At 71.3% G+C, this 15072-nt stretch carries 14 protein-coding genes; 6 read left to right on the top strand and 8 right to left on the bottom strand.

What is annotated here, in order from left to right:
* Positions 1 to 24 precede the first annotated feature (24 nt).
* The 3 genes from otsB to ACFWFI_RS30350 all read right to left on the bottom strand — a co-directional run bounded on the left by otsB (position 25) and on the right by ACFWFI_RS30350 (position 2511).
* Positions 25 to 879, bottom strand: a complete 855-nt coding sequence (otsB, locus tag ACFWFI_RS30340) for a trehalose-phosphatase (RefSeq protein WP_387396299.1) — start codon at positions 877 to 879, stop codon at positions 25 to 27.
* A 72-nt stretch (positions 880 to 951) separates the two neighbouring features.
* On the bottom strand, positions 952 to 1194 hold the full coding sequence (locus ACFWFI_RS30345; protein ID WP_387396301.1) for a DUF3263 domain-containing protein: 243 nt from the start codon (positions 1192 to 1194) through the stop codon (positions 952 to 954).
* A 39-nt stretch (positions 1195 to 1233) separates the two neighbouring features.
* Positions 1234 to 2511, bottom strand: coding sequence for an ABC transporter substrate-binding protein (locus ACFWFI_RS30350; RefSeq protein WP_387396304.1), 1278 nt, complete (start codon positions 2509 to 2511; stop codon positions 1234 to 1236).
* A 227-nt stretch (positions 2512 to 2738) separates the two neighbouring features.
* Here ACFWFI_RS30350 and ACFWFI_RS30355 point away from each other — a divergent pair, with 227 nt between their 5' ends.
* From ACFWFI_RS30355 to ACFWFI_RS30365, 3 genes are all read left to right on the top strand, one after another.
* Entirely contained in the window at positions 2739 to 3632 is an 894-nt protein-coding gene (locus tag ACFWFI_RS30355) for an ROK family protein (protein ID WP_387396329.1), read from the top strand.
* A complete protein-coding gene (gene nagA / locus ACFWFI_RS30360) occupies positions 3632 to 4786 on the top strand; it encodes an N-acetylglucosamine-6-phosphate deacetylase (RefSeq protein ID WP_387396307.1) in 1155 nt (384 codons plus the stop codon). The genes ACFWFI_RS30355 and nagA overlap by 1 nt, the downstream gene beginning before the upstream one ends.
* A gap of 159 nt (positions 4787 to 4945) precedes the next feature.
* On the top strand, positions 4946 to 5878 hold the full coding sequence (locus tag ACFWFI_RS30365) for a 1-phosphofructokinase family hexose kinase (protein ID WP_387396310.1): 933 nt from the start codon (positions 4946 to 4948) through the stop codon (positions 5876 to 5878).
* A gap of 78 nt (positions 5879 to 5956) precedes the next feature.
* On the opposite strand, the gene ACFWFI_RS30370 is transcribed toward ACFWFI_RS30365, so the two are convergent.
* Positions 5957 to 6955, bottom strand: coding sequence for a carbohydrate-binding protein (locus ACFWFI_RS30370; protein ID WP_387396312.1), 999 nt, complete (start codon positions 6953 to 6955; stop codon positions 5957 to 5959).
* Between the two features lie 132 nt (positions 6956 to 7087).
* On the bottom strand, positions 7088 to 8740 hold the full coding sequence (gene cdgB, locus ACFWFI_RS30375; RefSeq protein WP_387396314.1) for a diguanylate cyclase CdgB: 1653 nt from the start codon (positions 8738 to 8740) through the stop codon (positions 7088 to 7090).
* A 347-nt stretch (positions 8741 to 9087) separates the two neighbouring features.
* On the opposite strand from cdgB, the gene ACFWFI_RS30380 reads away from it, so the two are divergent.
* Positions 9088 to 9594, top strand: a complete 507-nt coding sequence (locus ACFWFI_RS30380) for a flavin reductase family protein (protein WP_387396316.1) — start codon at positions 9088 to 9090, stop codon at positions 9592 to 9594.
* 33 nt (positions 9595 to 9627) lie between these two features.
* Here ACFWFI_RS30380 and arfB read toward each other — a convergent pair whose 3' ends face one another.
* Complete coding sequence (arfB, locus tag ACFWFI_RS30385) at positions 9628 to 10062, bottom strand: alternative ribosome rescue aminoacyl-tRNA hydrolase ArfB (RefSeq protein WP_387396318.1); 435 nt, start codon at positions 10060 to 10062, stop codon at positions 9628 to 9630.
* Between the two features lie 172 nt (positions 10063 to 10234).
* On the opposite strand from arfB, the gene ACFWFI_RS30390 reads away from it, so the two are divergent.
* Both ACFWFI_RS30390 and ACFWFI_RS30395 read left to right on the top strand, forming a co-directional pair.
* Positions 10235 to 10810, top strand: coding sequence for a TerD family protein (locus ACFWFI_RS30390; RefSeq protein WP_033297170.1), 576 nt, complete (start codon positions 10235 to 10237; stop codon positions 10808 to 10810).
* A 210-nt stretch (positions 10811 to 11020) separates the two neighbouring features.
* Positions 11021 to 12610, top strand: a complete 1590-nt coding sequence (locus tag ACFWFI_RS30395) for a M4 family metallopeptidase (RefSeq protein WP_387396321.1) — start codon at positions 11021 to 11023, stop codon at positions 12608 to 12610.
* Between the two features lie 22 nt (positions 12611 to 12632).
* On the opposite strand, the gene ACFWFI_RS30400 is transcribed toward ACFWFI_RS30395, so the two are convergent.
* Together ACFWFI_RS30400 and ACFWFI_RS30405 are read right to left on the bottom strand one after the other, a co-directional pair.
* On the bottom strand, positions 12633 to 14051 hold the full coding sequence (locus tag ACFWFI_RS30400; protein ID WP_387396323.1) for a M1 family metallopeptidase: 1419 nt from the start codon (positions 14049 to 14051) through the stop codon (positions 12633 to 12635).
* A gap of 66 nt (positions 14052 to 14117) precedes the next feature.
* Complete coding sequence (locus tag ACFWFI_RS30405; protein ID WP_387396326.1) at positions 14118 to 14675, bottom strand: GlcG/HbpS family heme-binding protein; 558 nt, start codon at positions 14673 to 14675, stop codon at positions 14118 to 14120.
* Between the last annotated feature and the right edge of the window lie 397 nt (positions 14676 to 15072).

Here is a 15072-nt window from a genome sequence, read left to right on the forward strand (position 1 = left end):
GGGTCGGAGGCCTCTCCCTTCGCCTCACCGCCCGGCGTCGGCCAGCTGTCGCGCGAGCGTTCCGAGCAGGTCCGCCACCGCCGCCGGGCCAGAAAGCAACAGGTCCGCCCGCTCGGCCAGTTCGGGGACCTCGGTGCCGCTGCAGACCAGCAGGCCGGCGGTTCCCCGGGTGCGGAGCTTCTCCACGGCGGCGTACGCGGCGAGGTCGCCGAGGTCGTCGCCGGCGTACAGCACCGTCTCGGCGCCGACCTCCTTCACGTACTCCTCCAGCGCCACCCCCTTGTCCATGCCGGGCGGCCGCAACTCCAGCACCAGGCGGCCCGGTTCGACGATCAGGCCGTGGCGGGCGGCGAGGCTGCCCAGCGGGGCGCGCAGGGCCTCGAATGCGGCCTGCGGATCGGCGGCCCGGCGCGTGTGCACGGCGACCGCGCGGCCCTTCTCCTCGATCCAGGTGCCGCTGTCGGCACCGGCCTCCTCCAGCACGGCGGGGAGCTCCGCCCGGACGGCTTCCACACCGGGGTCCGGGTCGGAGGCGTGGACGGCGGCGGAGACGGCGTCCCAGCGTTCGGCTCCGTAGTGCCCGAGGACGACGAGGTGGTCGAGGCCCGCCGCTCCGGCGAAGCCGCCGTACCGCACGGCGGTGTCTGCCGGACGCCCGGTGATCACGGCGACGGCGGCGACCTGGGGGGCGAGCGCGGAGAGGGCCGGGACGACGCCGGGGTGGGCGCGGGACTGCTCCGGGTCCGGGACGATGTCGGCGAGCGTGCCGTCGAAATCCAGCGCGACGACAGCGCGGGCGGGGCGGGCGAGGAGTGCGGCGAGGCCTTCGCGGCCGGCCTGGGTGGACGGGGTCGGGAGGGGGTGTGCCGGGTTGCCCATGCGGGTGAGCGTAGCGGGCGGACCGCCCCGCCGCGCGGCTTCCCGCCCCGGGGCCGATGCCCGCCGCACGGCTCAGCGGCGGCCGCGCCTCGCGTCCCTGACCCGGCGCAGGCGGTTCACCGTGACCGGGTCCTCCTCCAGCGCGCGGCGGTCGTCGAGGAGCGCGTTGAGCAGCTGGTAGTAGCGGACCGGGGAGATGCCCAGCTCTTCCCGGATCGCCCGTTCCTTCGCGCCGGGCCCCGGCCAGGAGCGCCGCTCCAGGGCCAGCACCGCGCGTTGCTGGTCGGGGAGCGGGTCGGCGGGGTCTGCGGTCATATCAACCAACCTACCCAGTGTCTGCCGCCACGACCGGCCCTACTCCGCGCTCTCCGCCTGCCGGGCCTGGGTCGCGATCTCCACGAGGACACTCTCCGGGTTCCCGCCGGGCTCGACCGCGGAGCCGATCTTCTCCTTGATCGTCTCGCTGGCCTGCGCCCACGACGTCTTGCCGAACGGGTACAGCTGCGAGTTCGGCAGCGCCGACAGGAATTCGTGCAGCGACTTGTGCTTGCTGTCGGCCTCCATCGCGGCGGACGCACTGCTGGTCACGGGCAGCAGGTCGTACTGGTCGGCGAAGGCCAGCACGTTGTCGTCGTTGTAGGCGAAGTCGAGGAACTTGCCTATCTCCGCCCGGTGGCCGTTCTGCTTGAAGCCCATCATCCAGTCGGCCACGCCCATCGAGCCCTTGGTCGGCCCTTCGATCCCGGGCAGCGGGACCATGCCGACCTCGACGCCCTTCTTCTCCGCCTCCTGCATCAGGGTCGGGTGGCCGTTGAGCATGCCCACCTCGCCCTTGGTGAACGCGTCGAAGGCCTTCGCCCGGTCGAGCTCTCCAGGGGCCACGGGACCGGTGAGACCCTTGCCGACGAGGTTGTCCTTCAGCCACTTGAAGGTCGCTATGTTGACCGGGGAGTCGATGGCGTAGTTGCCGACCTCGTCCGTGTAACCGCCGCCCCCGCTGAGCAGCCACATCAGGGTCTCGGCCTGGGACTCCTCCTGGCCGAGCGGCAGGGCGAAGGGGTAGGTCACACCGCTCTTCTCGAGCGCGGTGGCGTCACGCCGGATGTCGTCCCAGGTCTGCGGGGCCCCGAGGCCCGCCTTGGCGAACAGGCCCTTGTTGTAGAAGAGGAGCCGGGTGCTGGCCACGAACGGGAGGCCGTACAGATTGCCGTCCGCCTGGCCGGCGTCGGTGAGCGAGGGCAGGAAGTTGGACGCGGTGCGGATGGCGATCATCTCGTCCGCGGTGTAGAGCTTGCCCGCGTCGGCGTAGTCGGCGTACGCCCCGATCTGCGCGATGTCGGGGGCCTTGCCGGCCTTCACCATCTCCGCGACCTCGCGGTCGACGTCCTTCCAGGAGTAGACGCTGACCTCGACCTTGATGCCGGGGTTGTCCTTCTCGAACTTCCCGGCGACGTCGTCCCAGTACTTCTGGGAGCTGTTCTCCGCACCGGTGCCGTAGTCGGCGGCGACCAGCCGCAGAGTGACGTCGCCGCCGCCCGTGTCCGAACCGCACCCCGACAGCGCTGCCGTCATACCGAGTGCGGCCACTACCGCGGTCAGACCCACAAAGCGCCGCTGCACAGCCCTGTCCATCCCTACATCGATCGACGCGGACGTCACCGCTCCGGCGACGAACCCGCGATCCTGCCTCACCTCCGCGCGGAGGTCTACACCACCGGTGTAGCGAATCGGCAATCTAGCAGGACCGTTTTGTATGGGTGCTCAACAAACTGCGATAGTGGACTAGACCTTTTAGGGGTCGTCGGGCGAAACTGTCTTCCGTGAGACACGTCATCGCCCTCGATGTGGGCGGCACAGGAATGAAGGCCGCTCTGGTCGGGGCCGACGGCACCCTCCTCCACGAGGCGCGCCGGGCCACAGGCAGGGACCGCGGCGCCGAAGCCGTCGTGGAGACGATCCTGGGCTTCGCCACGGATCTCCACGCGTACGGCGAGGAGCACCTCGGCGAAGGCGCCGTCGCCGCGGGGGTCGCCGTGCCCGGCATCGTCGACGCGGAACGCGGCATCGCCGTCTACGCCGCCAATCTGGGCTGGAGCGACGTACCCCTGCGGAAGCTGATCGGCGAACGGCTCGGCGGCATACCCGTCGCGCTCGGCCACGACGTCCGGACCGGTGGCCTCGCCGAAGGACGGATCGGCGCCGGCCGGGACGCGGACCGCTTCCTGTTCGTGCCGCTGGGCACCGGGATCGCCGGCGCCATCGGCATCGACGGCACCATCGAGGCGGGCGCCCACGGCTACGCGGGCGAGATCGGCCACGTCGTGGTCCGGCCGGACGGCCCGGACTGCGGCTGCGGACAGCGCGGCTGCCTGGAGACACTCGCCTCGGCCGCCGCCGTCTCCAGGGCCTGGGCCGCGGCCTCCGGCGACCCCGACGCGGACGCCGCGGACTGCGCGAAGGCCGTGGCCTCGGGCGACCCGGCGGCCCTGCGCGTGTGGCAGGACGCCGTCGACGCGCTCGCCGCCGGACTGGTCACCGCGCTCACTCTGCTGGACCCCCGCACGCTCATCATCGGTGGCGGTCTTGCCGAGGCAGGGGAAACCTTGTTCACACCACTGCGTGCGGCTGTCGAGGAACGGGTCACGTTCCAGAAGCTGCCTCACATCGTCCCGGCGGCCCTCGGGGACACCGCCGGATGCCTGGGCGCAGGGCTGCTCGCCTGGGATCTACTCTCCACGGAGGTATCCGCCTGATGGCCGGACGCGCAGACAGCACGGTTCTCGCAGGTGCCCGGGTGGTGCTTCCGACCGGGACCGTCGAGAACGGCCGGGTGATCGTCGAGGGCACCCGGATCGCCGGCAGCACGTCGGAGGGCGCCCGGACCGTCGACCTCTCGGGCTACTGGGTGGTCCCCGGATTCGTGGACATCCACAACCACGGCGGCGGCGGCGCCTCCTTCGCCACCGGCACCGCCGAAGACGTACTGGCCGGGGCGCGGGCGCACCGCGAACACGGCACGACGACCGTCGTCGCCTCCACCGTCACCGGCGAGATGGACTTCCTGGCCCGCCAGGCCGGCATGCTCTCCGAGCTGGTCGAGCAGGGCGAACTCGCCGGAATCCACTTCGAGGGCCCCTTCATCTCCCCGTGCCGCAAGGGCGCCCACAGCGAGGAACTGCTCCGCGACCCCGACCCCGCCGAGGTCCGCAAGCTGCTCGACGCGGCCCGCGGCAGCGCCAAGATGGTCACCCTCGCCACCGAACTCCCGGGCGGCATCGAGTCCGTACGGCTGCTCGCCGAGCACGGCGTGATCGCCGCCGTCGGCCACACCGACGCGACGTACGAGCAGACCGTCGAGGCGATCGACGCGGGCGCCACCGTCGCCACGCACCTCTACAACGCGATGCCCGCCATCGGCCACCGCGCCCCGGGCCCGATCGCGGCACTCCTGGAGGACGAGCGGATCACCGTCGAGCTGATCAACGACGGCACGCATCTGCACCCCGCCGCCCTGGAGCTCGCCTACCACCACGCGGGCGCCGACCGGGTCGCCCTCATCACCGACGCCATGGACGCGGCCGGTGCCGGCGACGGCCACTACGAGCTCGGCCCGCTCGCCGTCGAGGTCAGGGACGGGGTCGCACGCCTGGTCGAGGGTGGCTCGATCGCGGGCTCCACCCTCACGCTGGACACCGCGTTCCGCAGGGCCGTGACGATCGACAGAATCCCCGTCGAGGACGTCGTCCGGTCCATCTCCGCCAACCCGGCCCGGCTCCTCGGCCTGTACGACAGGGTCGGCTCGCTGGACCCGGGCAAGGACGCCGACCTGGTGGTCCTGGACTCGGACTTCACGCTCAAGGGCGTCATGCGCCGGGGCGAGTGGATCGTGGAGCCCCCTATCGGGTGACGGCCCGCCCCGGTCGACGGCCGGTTGAACACGTAACGAAGAGACGGCGGTTGTCCCGGAGACCTGGGACGGCCGTCGCCTCTTTGACATGATCACCGAGGACGGCGCCGCGGGGAGACGGCGCGCGGGAACGGACTACCAAGGAACCGGGGGCCGGTAGTGATACTGACCGTCACGCTGAACACGGCACTCGACCTGACGTACGCCGTCCCCGCCCTCGTCCCGCACACCAGCCACCGCGTCCAAGAGGTGACCGAACGCCCCGGCGGCAAGGGCGTCAACGTGGCCCGGGTGCTCTCCGTCCTCGGCCACGACACCGTCGTCACCGGCTTCGCGGGCGGCGCCACCGGAGCCGTCCTGCGCGAACTCCTCGGCGCGCTCCCCCACCGCCCCACCGACGCACTCGTCACCGTCGCGGGGAACACCCGGCGCACCCTCGCCGTCGTCGACCGCTCCAGCGGCGACACCACCCAGCTCAACGAGCCGGGTCCGCACATCGGCGCCCACGAATGGGCGGCCTTCCTCGGGACGTTCGGGGAACTGCTCCCCGGAGCCGAGGCCGTCGCCCTCTGCGGCAGCCTGCCTCCCGGCGTCCACGTCGGCGCCTACGCGGAACTCATACGGCTCGCCCGCTCCGCCGGCGTACCCGTGCTCCTGGACACCGGCGGCGAACCCCTGCGCCGCGGCATCGCCGCACGGCCCGACCTCGTCAAGCCGAACGCCGACGAGCTCGCCCAGCTCACCGGCGCCCGCGAACCCCTGCGCGCCACCCGCGACGCCCGCCGGCGGGGCGCGCGCAGCGTCGTCACGTCACTCGGCCCGGACGGGCTCCTCGCCGTCACCCCCGACGGCATCTGGCGGGCCGCACCGCCGTCAGCCGTGCGGGGCAACCCGACGGGCGCGGGCGACTCCGCAGTGGCCGGACTGCTGTCCGCCCTCGCCGAAGGGCTGGGCTGGAAGGACCGGCTGGCCCGCGCGGTGGCCCTGTCGACGGCGACCGTACTGGCCCCGGCCGCCGGTGAGTTCGACCGCGCCGACTACGAGGACCTGCTGCCCCGCGTCGCCGTCGAACAGCACACGCCCGCCGCCTGAGCGGCCCCGGAAACACCGCGTCCCGGCTCGCTGGGCGATGCCGGGACGACGGTGGTGCTGAATTCCTGCAGCTGCGGGCTAGCCCTTGACGTGACCCGACTTCAGCGAGAGCTGGTCGAGGTTCGCGTCGCACGAGTCGCCCTCGTTGCACGACAGCATCAGCTTGTTCGAGCCCTTCTTGAGCTGGACGTACGCGTACGTGTTCGTCCAGCCCTTCTCCAGGTCACCCTCCGGGGCCTGCGCGAAGTTCTTCATGTTGATGGAGCGGGGGTCCTCGTCGTTGACCGTGAGGGACGTCTTGGCGTCCTTGCCCGGTACGCCGTACGTCACATACAGCGTGTACGGGCCGCTCTCCGGCACATCGACCGTCCAGGTGGCCGAACGGCCGACCTCGTTGAGGCTGATGTACTGGCCGTTGGCGCTCTTGGCGCCCTTGACGGTGCTGTCCAGCGAGGCCGTGCCGCCGAGCGTCAGCGTCGCCGCGTCCTGCTCGGGCAGATCGACGGGCTCGTCTGACGCCTTCGTGGACTTCTCCGGCTTCGGGGACTCCTGGACCTCGTCGGCCGGGCCCTCCGACGAACCGGCCTGGTCCTTCTTGGTGTCGCTGTCGTCGCCCGTCATCAGCGCGGCACCGATGCCGATGAGCACCACTGCCACCACGGCGACGGCCGCGATCAGCAGCGCCTTCGTGTTGGGGCCGCCACGGCCGGGACCGCCGTTCCTGCCGCCACCGTGCGGCACGGACCCGGACTGCGCGGTGGGCGCGCCGCCGGGGTAGGTCTCCGGCGCCGCGTATTGCGGGTTCGGCCGGCCGTACTGCTGGGACTGCTGGCCGTACTGCGGCGGGGGCTGCTGGCCGTACGCCTGCTGCGGCGGGACCTGCCCGTACTGGCGCTCGCCGACCGTCCGCACCTGGTTGTACGACGTTCTGGGCACGCCGGGCTGCGCGACCGGACCGGGGTAGCCGTAACCACCCTGCCCGGGCGGCTGTGCGCCCGCCGCCTGCCCGTCCGCGTACAGATAGCCGAACGGATCGTCGTCCTCGGGCTTGCTCTCGCCGTTGTTTCCGGCCGTCATCCCTGGGTCACTCCTCACCATGTCGCCAGCCGTCGCCGACCGGCCGAGCCTACCCCGAACGGAGCACGCGTCGAATTGCCCTCGGTCCCCCGGAAAACCGGGCGGTGTACGGGGACAGCCAGGGCGTAAACGTCAGCCGGCTCTGCGGTGAACCTTCGATCGGGACCGCTTTTCCACATACATCCGCTGGTCGGCGGAGTGCAGGACCTCTTCCTCGGTCATCCCGCACTCGGCCCAGCCGATACCGAAACTCGCCCCGACCCTGACTGCCCGGCCGTCCACCCGGATGGGCGGAATAATGGCGTTACGCAAGCGTACGGCCAGATCCGCGGCATCTGCCGCACCGAGACCGTCCGCGAGGACGACGAATTCGTCACCCCCGAGCCGCGCGACGGTGTCACCGTCCCGTACGCAGGTCGTGAGCCGCCTGGCGACCTCGATGAGAACCGCGTCACCCGCGTGGTGCCCGAACCGGTCGTTGATTGACTTGAAGCCGTCGAGGTCGCAGAAGAGCACCGCGAGCCCCTTGGTCCCGTCGTCGCGCTCCGGGTCGGGCGCCACGCTGTGCACATGGTGGTCGTAGGGGCCGGTGCCCGGCGCGACCTCCGCCTCGTAGCCGTCCGCCCGGTAGCCGTGCGCCGAGCTCTCGACGTCGCCGTAAGCCGCGTCCAGCGCCTCGATCGCGGAGGAGGTGACCGAGTGAGGCCTCTCACACAGCCGCGCGCTGAGCCGGGAGCGCAGCTCGGCGCTGTTGGGAAGGCCGGTGAGCGCGTCGTGCGAGGCGCGGTGCGCGAGATTCAGCTCGTTGCGCTTGCGCTCCTCGATGTCCTCGACGTGGGTGAGCAGGAAACGCGGCCCGTCGGTGGTGTCGGCGACGACCGAGTTGCGCAGCGAGACCCAGAGATACGTGCCGTCCCTGCGCCCGAGCCGCAGTTCCGCCCGCCCTCCCTCGGCGGACGTGCGGAGCAGGGTGCCGATGTCCTCGGGGTGGACGAGGTCCGCGAAGGAGTAGCGGCGCAGGACGGAGGCCGGGCGTCCCAGGAGCCGGCAGAGCGCGTCGTTGGTGCGCAGCAGCCTGCCGTGCTGGTCACCGCCCATCTCGGCGATGGCCATGCCGCTGGGGGCGTACTCGAATGCCTGGCGGAAGGATTCCTCGCTGGCCCGCAGCGCCTGCTGTTCGCGCTCGAGCCTGACCAGGGCGCGCTGCATGTTTGCTCGGAGGCGGGCGTTACTGATCGCAATGGCCGCCTGGGAGGCGTACATCTGGAGGGCCTCGCGGCCCCAGGCGCCGGGGCGGCGGCCGTTGCGTGGCCTGTCGACCGAGATGACCCCCAGGAGGTCCAGACCTCCGCCGGAGGCGTACATGGGGGCGTAGAGGCGGTCCAGAGGGTGCCACTCGTCCTCGAAGCGGGGCTCCGGCCCCTCGGTGTGCCACTGCGGTACGTCGTCGTCGAGGAGCACCCAGCCCTCGGTGTGGGGTATGAACCGGAGCTCGTCCCAGGCCTCGCCCATCGACAGCCTGCGCTCCCAGGACTCACGGGAGCCGACACGGCCGGTGATCAGGGATTCAGCGGCACTGTTGCCGGCGAACGCGGCGACGACGAGATCACCGTCGGGGCGGACGAGGTTGACGCAGCCCAGCTCGTAACCGAGACCGCCGACGATGCCGTCGGCCACGGACTGCAGCGTGTCCGCCAGGCTCCGCGCCGTGTTGAGATCAGCGACGGCCTGGTGCAACTGCCGCATGGTCGCAAGACGGACGTACGGCTCCGACTCGGCCTCCATTGCTCGCACTCCCTGAGACCTCGACAGCAACTCCAGGTTTCATATCGACGTACTTGTTGCAGTGTCACGGCCACTGAATCACAGTGAGCTGTGCACCCGGTACACAGGGTCAACAAATATTGCTCTCTGTGACTCAAGTCACAACAGATGGTAAAGGCCGCTCCAGGCACCTCCAGGGGCTGCTGTTGTTTACCGAACGCAAATCGGTGCACATGGTTCCGGAGTCCTAGGACCCGGCTGGTCCCCTGGCCCGATGCGACGCCGCGTCCCGCGGCACTAGCGTGCCCGGTGTGCTGCAGAAGACTCCCCCCGCCCCGCGCCCCGAAGCCGTCCCCCATGCTGAGGGGGTGAGCAACGACGAATTCCGCGCCGCCCTGTCCCGTCTGGCCGCGGGCGTGGTGCTGATCACCGCCCAGGAGCCGCCGCTCGACGAGCACGGCCGGGGCGAGGACGTCGGGATGACGGCGACCGCCTTCATGTCGGTCTCGCTGGACCCGCCGCTGGTCATGGTGAGCCTGCGCAACGACTCACGGATGGACGACCTGCTGGCCGAGCAGCCGCTGTGGTCGGTTTCGGTGCTGGCGGAGAGCCAGCGGCAGATCGCGGGACGGTTCGCCATGAAGGGCAGGATCAGCGACCGCCTGCTGTTCGAGGACCTCTCCTACATACGGGGCGAGATCACGCGAGCACCCCTGATCGCCGGAGCACTGGCCACCCTGGAGTGCCGCACGGAGCAGAGCGTCGTCGCCGGCGACCACACCCTGGTGATCGGGCGGGTGCTCACCGCGTCCCTGCCGAGCGCGGACGCCGAGCCGCTGACGTACTTCAAGGGCCGCTACCGCCGGCTGAGCTGACCGGCACGCACGCCCTGCCTGCCCTCGGCCCGCCTACCAGTCGCGGCCGGAGCGTCCGCGCTTCGTGTCGCCGCGCTGCTTCTTCTCACGCAGGCGCCGCTCGTTGATGCCACGCGGGATCTTCTTCTTGAGACGTGGCTTGGGAGGCGGCGCCGTCGCCTCCGCCAGGAGCGCGGCGAGCCGCACGGCGGCCGTCTCGCGGTTGCGCCACTGGGAGCGGTGCTCCGAGGCGCGCACGGACACGACACCGCCGACCAGACGGCTCGCCAGCCGATCCAGGGCCCGGGCCTTCCACACCTCGGGCAGGGAATCGGTCGCCGCGAGGTCGAAGCGGAGCTCCACCTGGGAATCGCTGGTGTTGACGTGCTGCCCGCCGGGCCCGGAGGACCGCGAGAAACGCCACATGAGTTCGGCCTCCGGCAGGGAGACCGAACCGCGGATGACATAGGGCCCGGACATGACACCCATGTTCCCCGGCCCGCGGCCCGTTCGTCACCTTGTTTTGCGAGCGTTCGGCCAGAAGTTCGGCAAAGAAAGTAAAGCGAGCAGGAACCTCGTGGTCTCTTGTCTGCGTTAGGACGGGTGACGGTAGCTTTCGTGATGGCACGAAGCCCGCACACGACGAGGAAAGGGACTTCCCATGGCTGTAAGCCTGTCCAAGGGCGGCAACGTCTCGCTCACCAAGGAGGCCCCGGGCCTGACCGCCGTCACGGTCGGCCTCGGCTGGGACGTCCGCACCACCACCGGCACCGACTTCGACCTCGACGCCTCGGCGATCGCGGTCAACCCCGCCGGCAAGGTCTACTCCGACGGCCACTTCGTCTTCTTCAACAACAAGGCGACGCCGGACCAGACCATCGTCCACACCGGTGACAACGTCACGGGCCAGGGCGAAGGTGACGACGAGCAGATCAACGTCAACCTCGCGGGCCTCCCGGCGGACATCGACAAGATCGTCTTCCCGGTCTCCATCTACGACGCCGAGGCCCGCAGCCAGAACTTCGGCCAGGTGCGGAACGCCTTCATCCGCATCATCAACCAGGCCGGCGGCACCGAGATCGCCCGCTACGACCTGAGCGAGGACGCCGCCACCGAGACCGCCATGGTCTTCGGTGAGCTCTACCGCAACGGCGCCGAGTGGAAGTTCCGCGCGGTCGGCCAGGGTTACGCCTCGGGCCTGCGCGGCATCGCCCAGGACTTCGGCGTCAACCTCTGACCCATCGACTTGCCCGCGGGAGCCCCCGTCCGACTCCGGTCGGCCGGGGGCTCCCGTGCGTCCGCGTCACATAGCGGACACAAGTGAACCCCATTCGGACAAGAACTGGTCAAAAACTTGTGAGGCAATTGTCGGCGTCCCGTCAAAACTGTTCATTCGGTGGCACGCTCTCCGCTCGTAACCCCCACAGGAACGAGCAACGGAGAAGGCATGACCCCCCACATGAACACCCGTCGCGCCGCTGCCCTGACCGCAGTTGCCGCGATGGTCGTCGTCGGCGTCCAGGCCGGTACGGCCACGGCCGGTCCCCACACCGCCGACGACACCGCCTCTTCCTCCCGCACCACGGCCGGAGCCACCACGCTCGGAGTGAACACGGCGGACCGGCGCGGCACCGCCCTGCGGGCCGCCCAGGCCGACGCCACGGCGGCCGCCGAGTCCCTCGGGCTCGGCAGCCAGGAGAAACTGATCGCCCGTGACGTGATCAAGGACGCCCACGGCACCGTGCACACCCGCTACGAGCGCACCTACGCCGGGCTGCCGGTCCTCGGCGGCGACCTCGTCACCCACACCGCCTCCGACGGCACCTCCAAGGGCGTGGACAAGGCCACCGAAGCCCGCATCGCCGTCCCCTCGACGCAGCCGAAGCTGAAGGCCGCGGCGAGCGCGCGCACCGTCGTCTGGGCGGGCAGCGGCAAGCCCACGCTCGCGTTCGAGACCGTCAAGAACGGTGTCCGGAAGGACGGCACACCCAGCCGGCTGCACATCATCACGGACGCCACGACCGGCAAGCGGCTGCACAGCTTCGAGGCCGTCGAGACCGGCACCGGGAACAGCCAGTACAGCGGAAAGGTCACGCTCTCGACCACCCAGGGCGGTTCGGGCTTCGAGCTGACCGACGGCGACCGGGGCGGCCACAAGACGTACGACCTCAACCAGGGCCAGACCGGCACCGGCGCCCTCGTCACGGACGCCGACGACACCTGGGGCGACGGCACCGGCGACGACCGCCAGACCGCGGCGGTCGACGCCCACTACGGCGCGGCGACGACCTGGGACTTCTACAAGTCCGAGCTGGGCCGCGACGGCATAGCCGGGGACGGCCGGGCGGCGTACTCCCGCGTCCACTTCGGCACCGGCTACGTCAACGCCTTCTGGGACGACAGCTGCTTCTGCATGACTTACGGCGACGGGGCCGACGACAAGAGCGCGCTCACCGCGATCGACGTCGCCGGCCACGAGATGAGCCACGGTCTGACCGCGGCCACCGCCAACCTCGACTACGCGGGCGAGTCCGGCGGTCTCAACGAGGCCACCAGCGACATATTCGGCACCTCCGTCGAGTTCTTCGCCGACAACGCCACCGACCCCGGTGACTACCTCATCGGCGAGAAGATCGACATCAACGGCGACGGAACCCCCCTGCGCTACATGGACAAGCCCAGCAAGGACGGCGGCTCGGCGGACTACTGGGACTCCGGCGTCGGCGACCTCGACGTGCACTACTCCTCCGGTGTCGCCAACCACTTCTTCTACCTGCTGGCCGAGGGCAGCGGCTCCAAGACCATCGACGGCGTCGACTACGACTCCCCGACCGCCGACGGCTCCACGGTCACGGGCATAGGCCGCCAGAAGGCCTACCAGATCTGGTACAAGGCGCTCTCCGTCTACATGACGTCGAGCACCGACTACGCGGGAGCCCGCGTCGCGACCCAGAAGGCGGCCACCGACCTGTTCGGGGCCGACAGCGCCGAGCTCACGGCCGTCGACGCCGCCTGGACCGGCGTCAACGTCAAGTAACGCCAGAAGCAGCGGGAGCCGGTCAGCCTCGGGCGGGCCGGCTCCCGCCGTTGAGCCAGGTGTCCCACAGCCCCGTCAGATCCAGGCCGGACTCCTCCTCGACGTACGCGGTGAAGTCGTCCGTCGAGGCGTTGCCGTGCCGGTGCGCCGCCAGCCAGCCCCTGACGAGGCCGAAGAAGGCCTCGTCGTCATCCACCTCCTGCCGGATCCTGTGGACGACCATCGCGCCCCGGCCGTACACCGGAGGCCGGGACAGGTCGGCGGGGCCCGGCGGACGGGCCGCCGGGAAGGCCCAGTTCGCCTCGTCCGCGTACGCCTGCTCGAAGCTCTCCTCGACGGGAACGCCGTCGTGGTCCTCGCTCCAGAGCCACTCCGCGTACGTCGCGAAGCCCTCGTTGAGCCACATGTCCCGCCAGCTCGCGGGCGTGACCGAGTTGCCGAACCACTGGTGGGCCAGCTCATGGACGAGCAGCCCGGTGTCCGGCGGGCCGGGGAAGAACGGCCGGTTCTGGGTCTCCAGCGCGTACTCCGCGTCGCCGCGCCGGCCCACGACGGCCCCCGCCGAGGAGAAGGGGTACGGGCCGAACCGCTTCTCCCCCCACGCGATGACCTCCGGAATCCGGGCCAGCACCCCGGCGCTCGCTCCGGCCACGTCCGGGTCGACGGCGGTGACCACCGGCAGGCCGTCCCCGGTGGCCGACTCCCGCACCGTGTAGCGGCCGACCGCGACCGTCGCGAGGTAGCTCGCCAGGGGTTCGCGGGTGCGCCAGTGGAACGTCGTGCGCCCCCCGGCCGTACGACGGGACACCAGCTCGCCGTTGGAGACGGCGCTCCGCCCTCCGGGAACGGTGACCCTGACGTCGTACGCCGCCTTGTCGCCCGGGTGGTGGTTCCCCGGGAACCAGGCCATGGAACCGGTCGGCTCCCCCAGCGCCACCGCCCCGTACGCCGTCCTCAGCCAGCCCTCCTCGGAGCCGTCGGGGTCGGTCACGGTGCGGGGTGAGCCTGCGTAGCGCACGACGGTGCGGAAGGTGCGGCCCGTGCGGAGGCGGTCCGCGACCGTGCGGTCCGGACGCAGCGTCAGCTCCGAGCCCGCCCGGTTCACAGCGGCCGGCCGGCCCTCGACGGTCACCGACCGGACCTCCAGCCCGGTGAGATCCAGGTTGAACGCGCTGAGGTCCTGGGTGGCCCGGGCCGTGATCACGGCCGTGCCGCTCACCCGGCTCGCCGTGGAGTCGACGTCGAGAGCCAGGTCGTAGTGAGTGACGTCGTAGCCGCCGTTGCCGAGCCGGGGGAAGTACGGATCGCGCACCCCGGCCGCACCTGGTGTCCCCGCGCTCCCGCCGGCGCCCGCCGTGCAGCCCGTGACCAGGGTGAGCACGGCCAGCAGGGCGGTGCCGGGCGCGATGCGGCGTACCGCTGCCGCTGTTGGCTGATCCACGCCGCCGATCCTAGGTACGCCCGGTCGCCCGCGGCGCGTCCGCCCTGCCGGCTCTTCGGCGCTCCGTTACTTGGAGACGGCGGCCACGCCCGCCGCGGCGAACTTCTCGTCGAGGTCCCCGCTCGGGGCCCCCGCGACGCCGATGCCCGCCACCGGAGCGCCCTTGACCTGCACGGGCGAACCGCCCGCCAGGAACAGGGTGCCGGGGATGTCCTTCAGGTTCGGGGCCTGCTCCAGTCGCTTCACCAACTCGGAGGTGGGCGCGTTCCAGGAGACGGCGGTGTACGCCTTCTTCACGGCGGACTCGGGGGACTGCGGGCCCGCACCGTCGCCGCGCAGGGTGACGAGCGTGTTGCCGTTACGGTCCACGACGGCGACCGAGACGCGCTGGTTCTCCTTCTTCGCGGCGTCCAGAGCGGCCTGCGCGGCCTTGGTGGCGGCGGCGACGGTCAGGTGGGTGGACTGCTGGAGATTCCTGTCCGCGGCGTCGGCCTTCACCGCGGCGGCGGGCACGGCGGCCGGGGCGGAGGCGTTCGCGGACATCGCGCCGAAGGTTCCGGCGCCCAGCGCCGCGGCGGCGACGGCACCGGTCAGGACACGGGTGCGCAGCGACATCTTCTTCATGGTGGGCTCCTCGGGTGATTTCGGCTCGGCCTCGAACCGTTCGGCTTCCGGTATCGATCCTCCGGCCGGATCCGCGCCCGTACGGTCGGCGTACCGGCTCGAAGCCGCACCCGCGTCGGCTGACCGCCCCGTCAGCCGATCGGTTGATGCGGAGGTGGCCCGCGGGGGTGACCATGGGGTGTCCGCGCAGGTCAGCAGCCGCGCGGTGACGTGACAGCGCAGGACACGGTCGAGGGAGCGCGGGGTACGACGTGCGGCGGAACGGAACCGGGCCGGACCCGGAGCGGACGGCTCCCACGGACCCGCCGACGGGCTCCGGCTCGGCGGACTCCGGCTCGACGGGCTCCGGCTCGACGGACGCAGCGGACGCGGCGGACGCGGCCGACCGTGCGGGCGC

Origin of the sequence: Streptomyces sp. NPDC060209, assembly GCF_042728155.1 — a bacterium.
Lineage (GTDB): Bacteria > Actinomycetota > Actinomycetes > Streptomycetales > Streptomycetaceae > Streptomyces.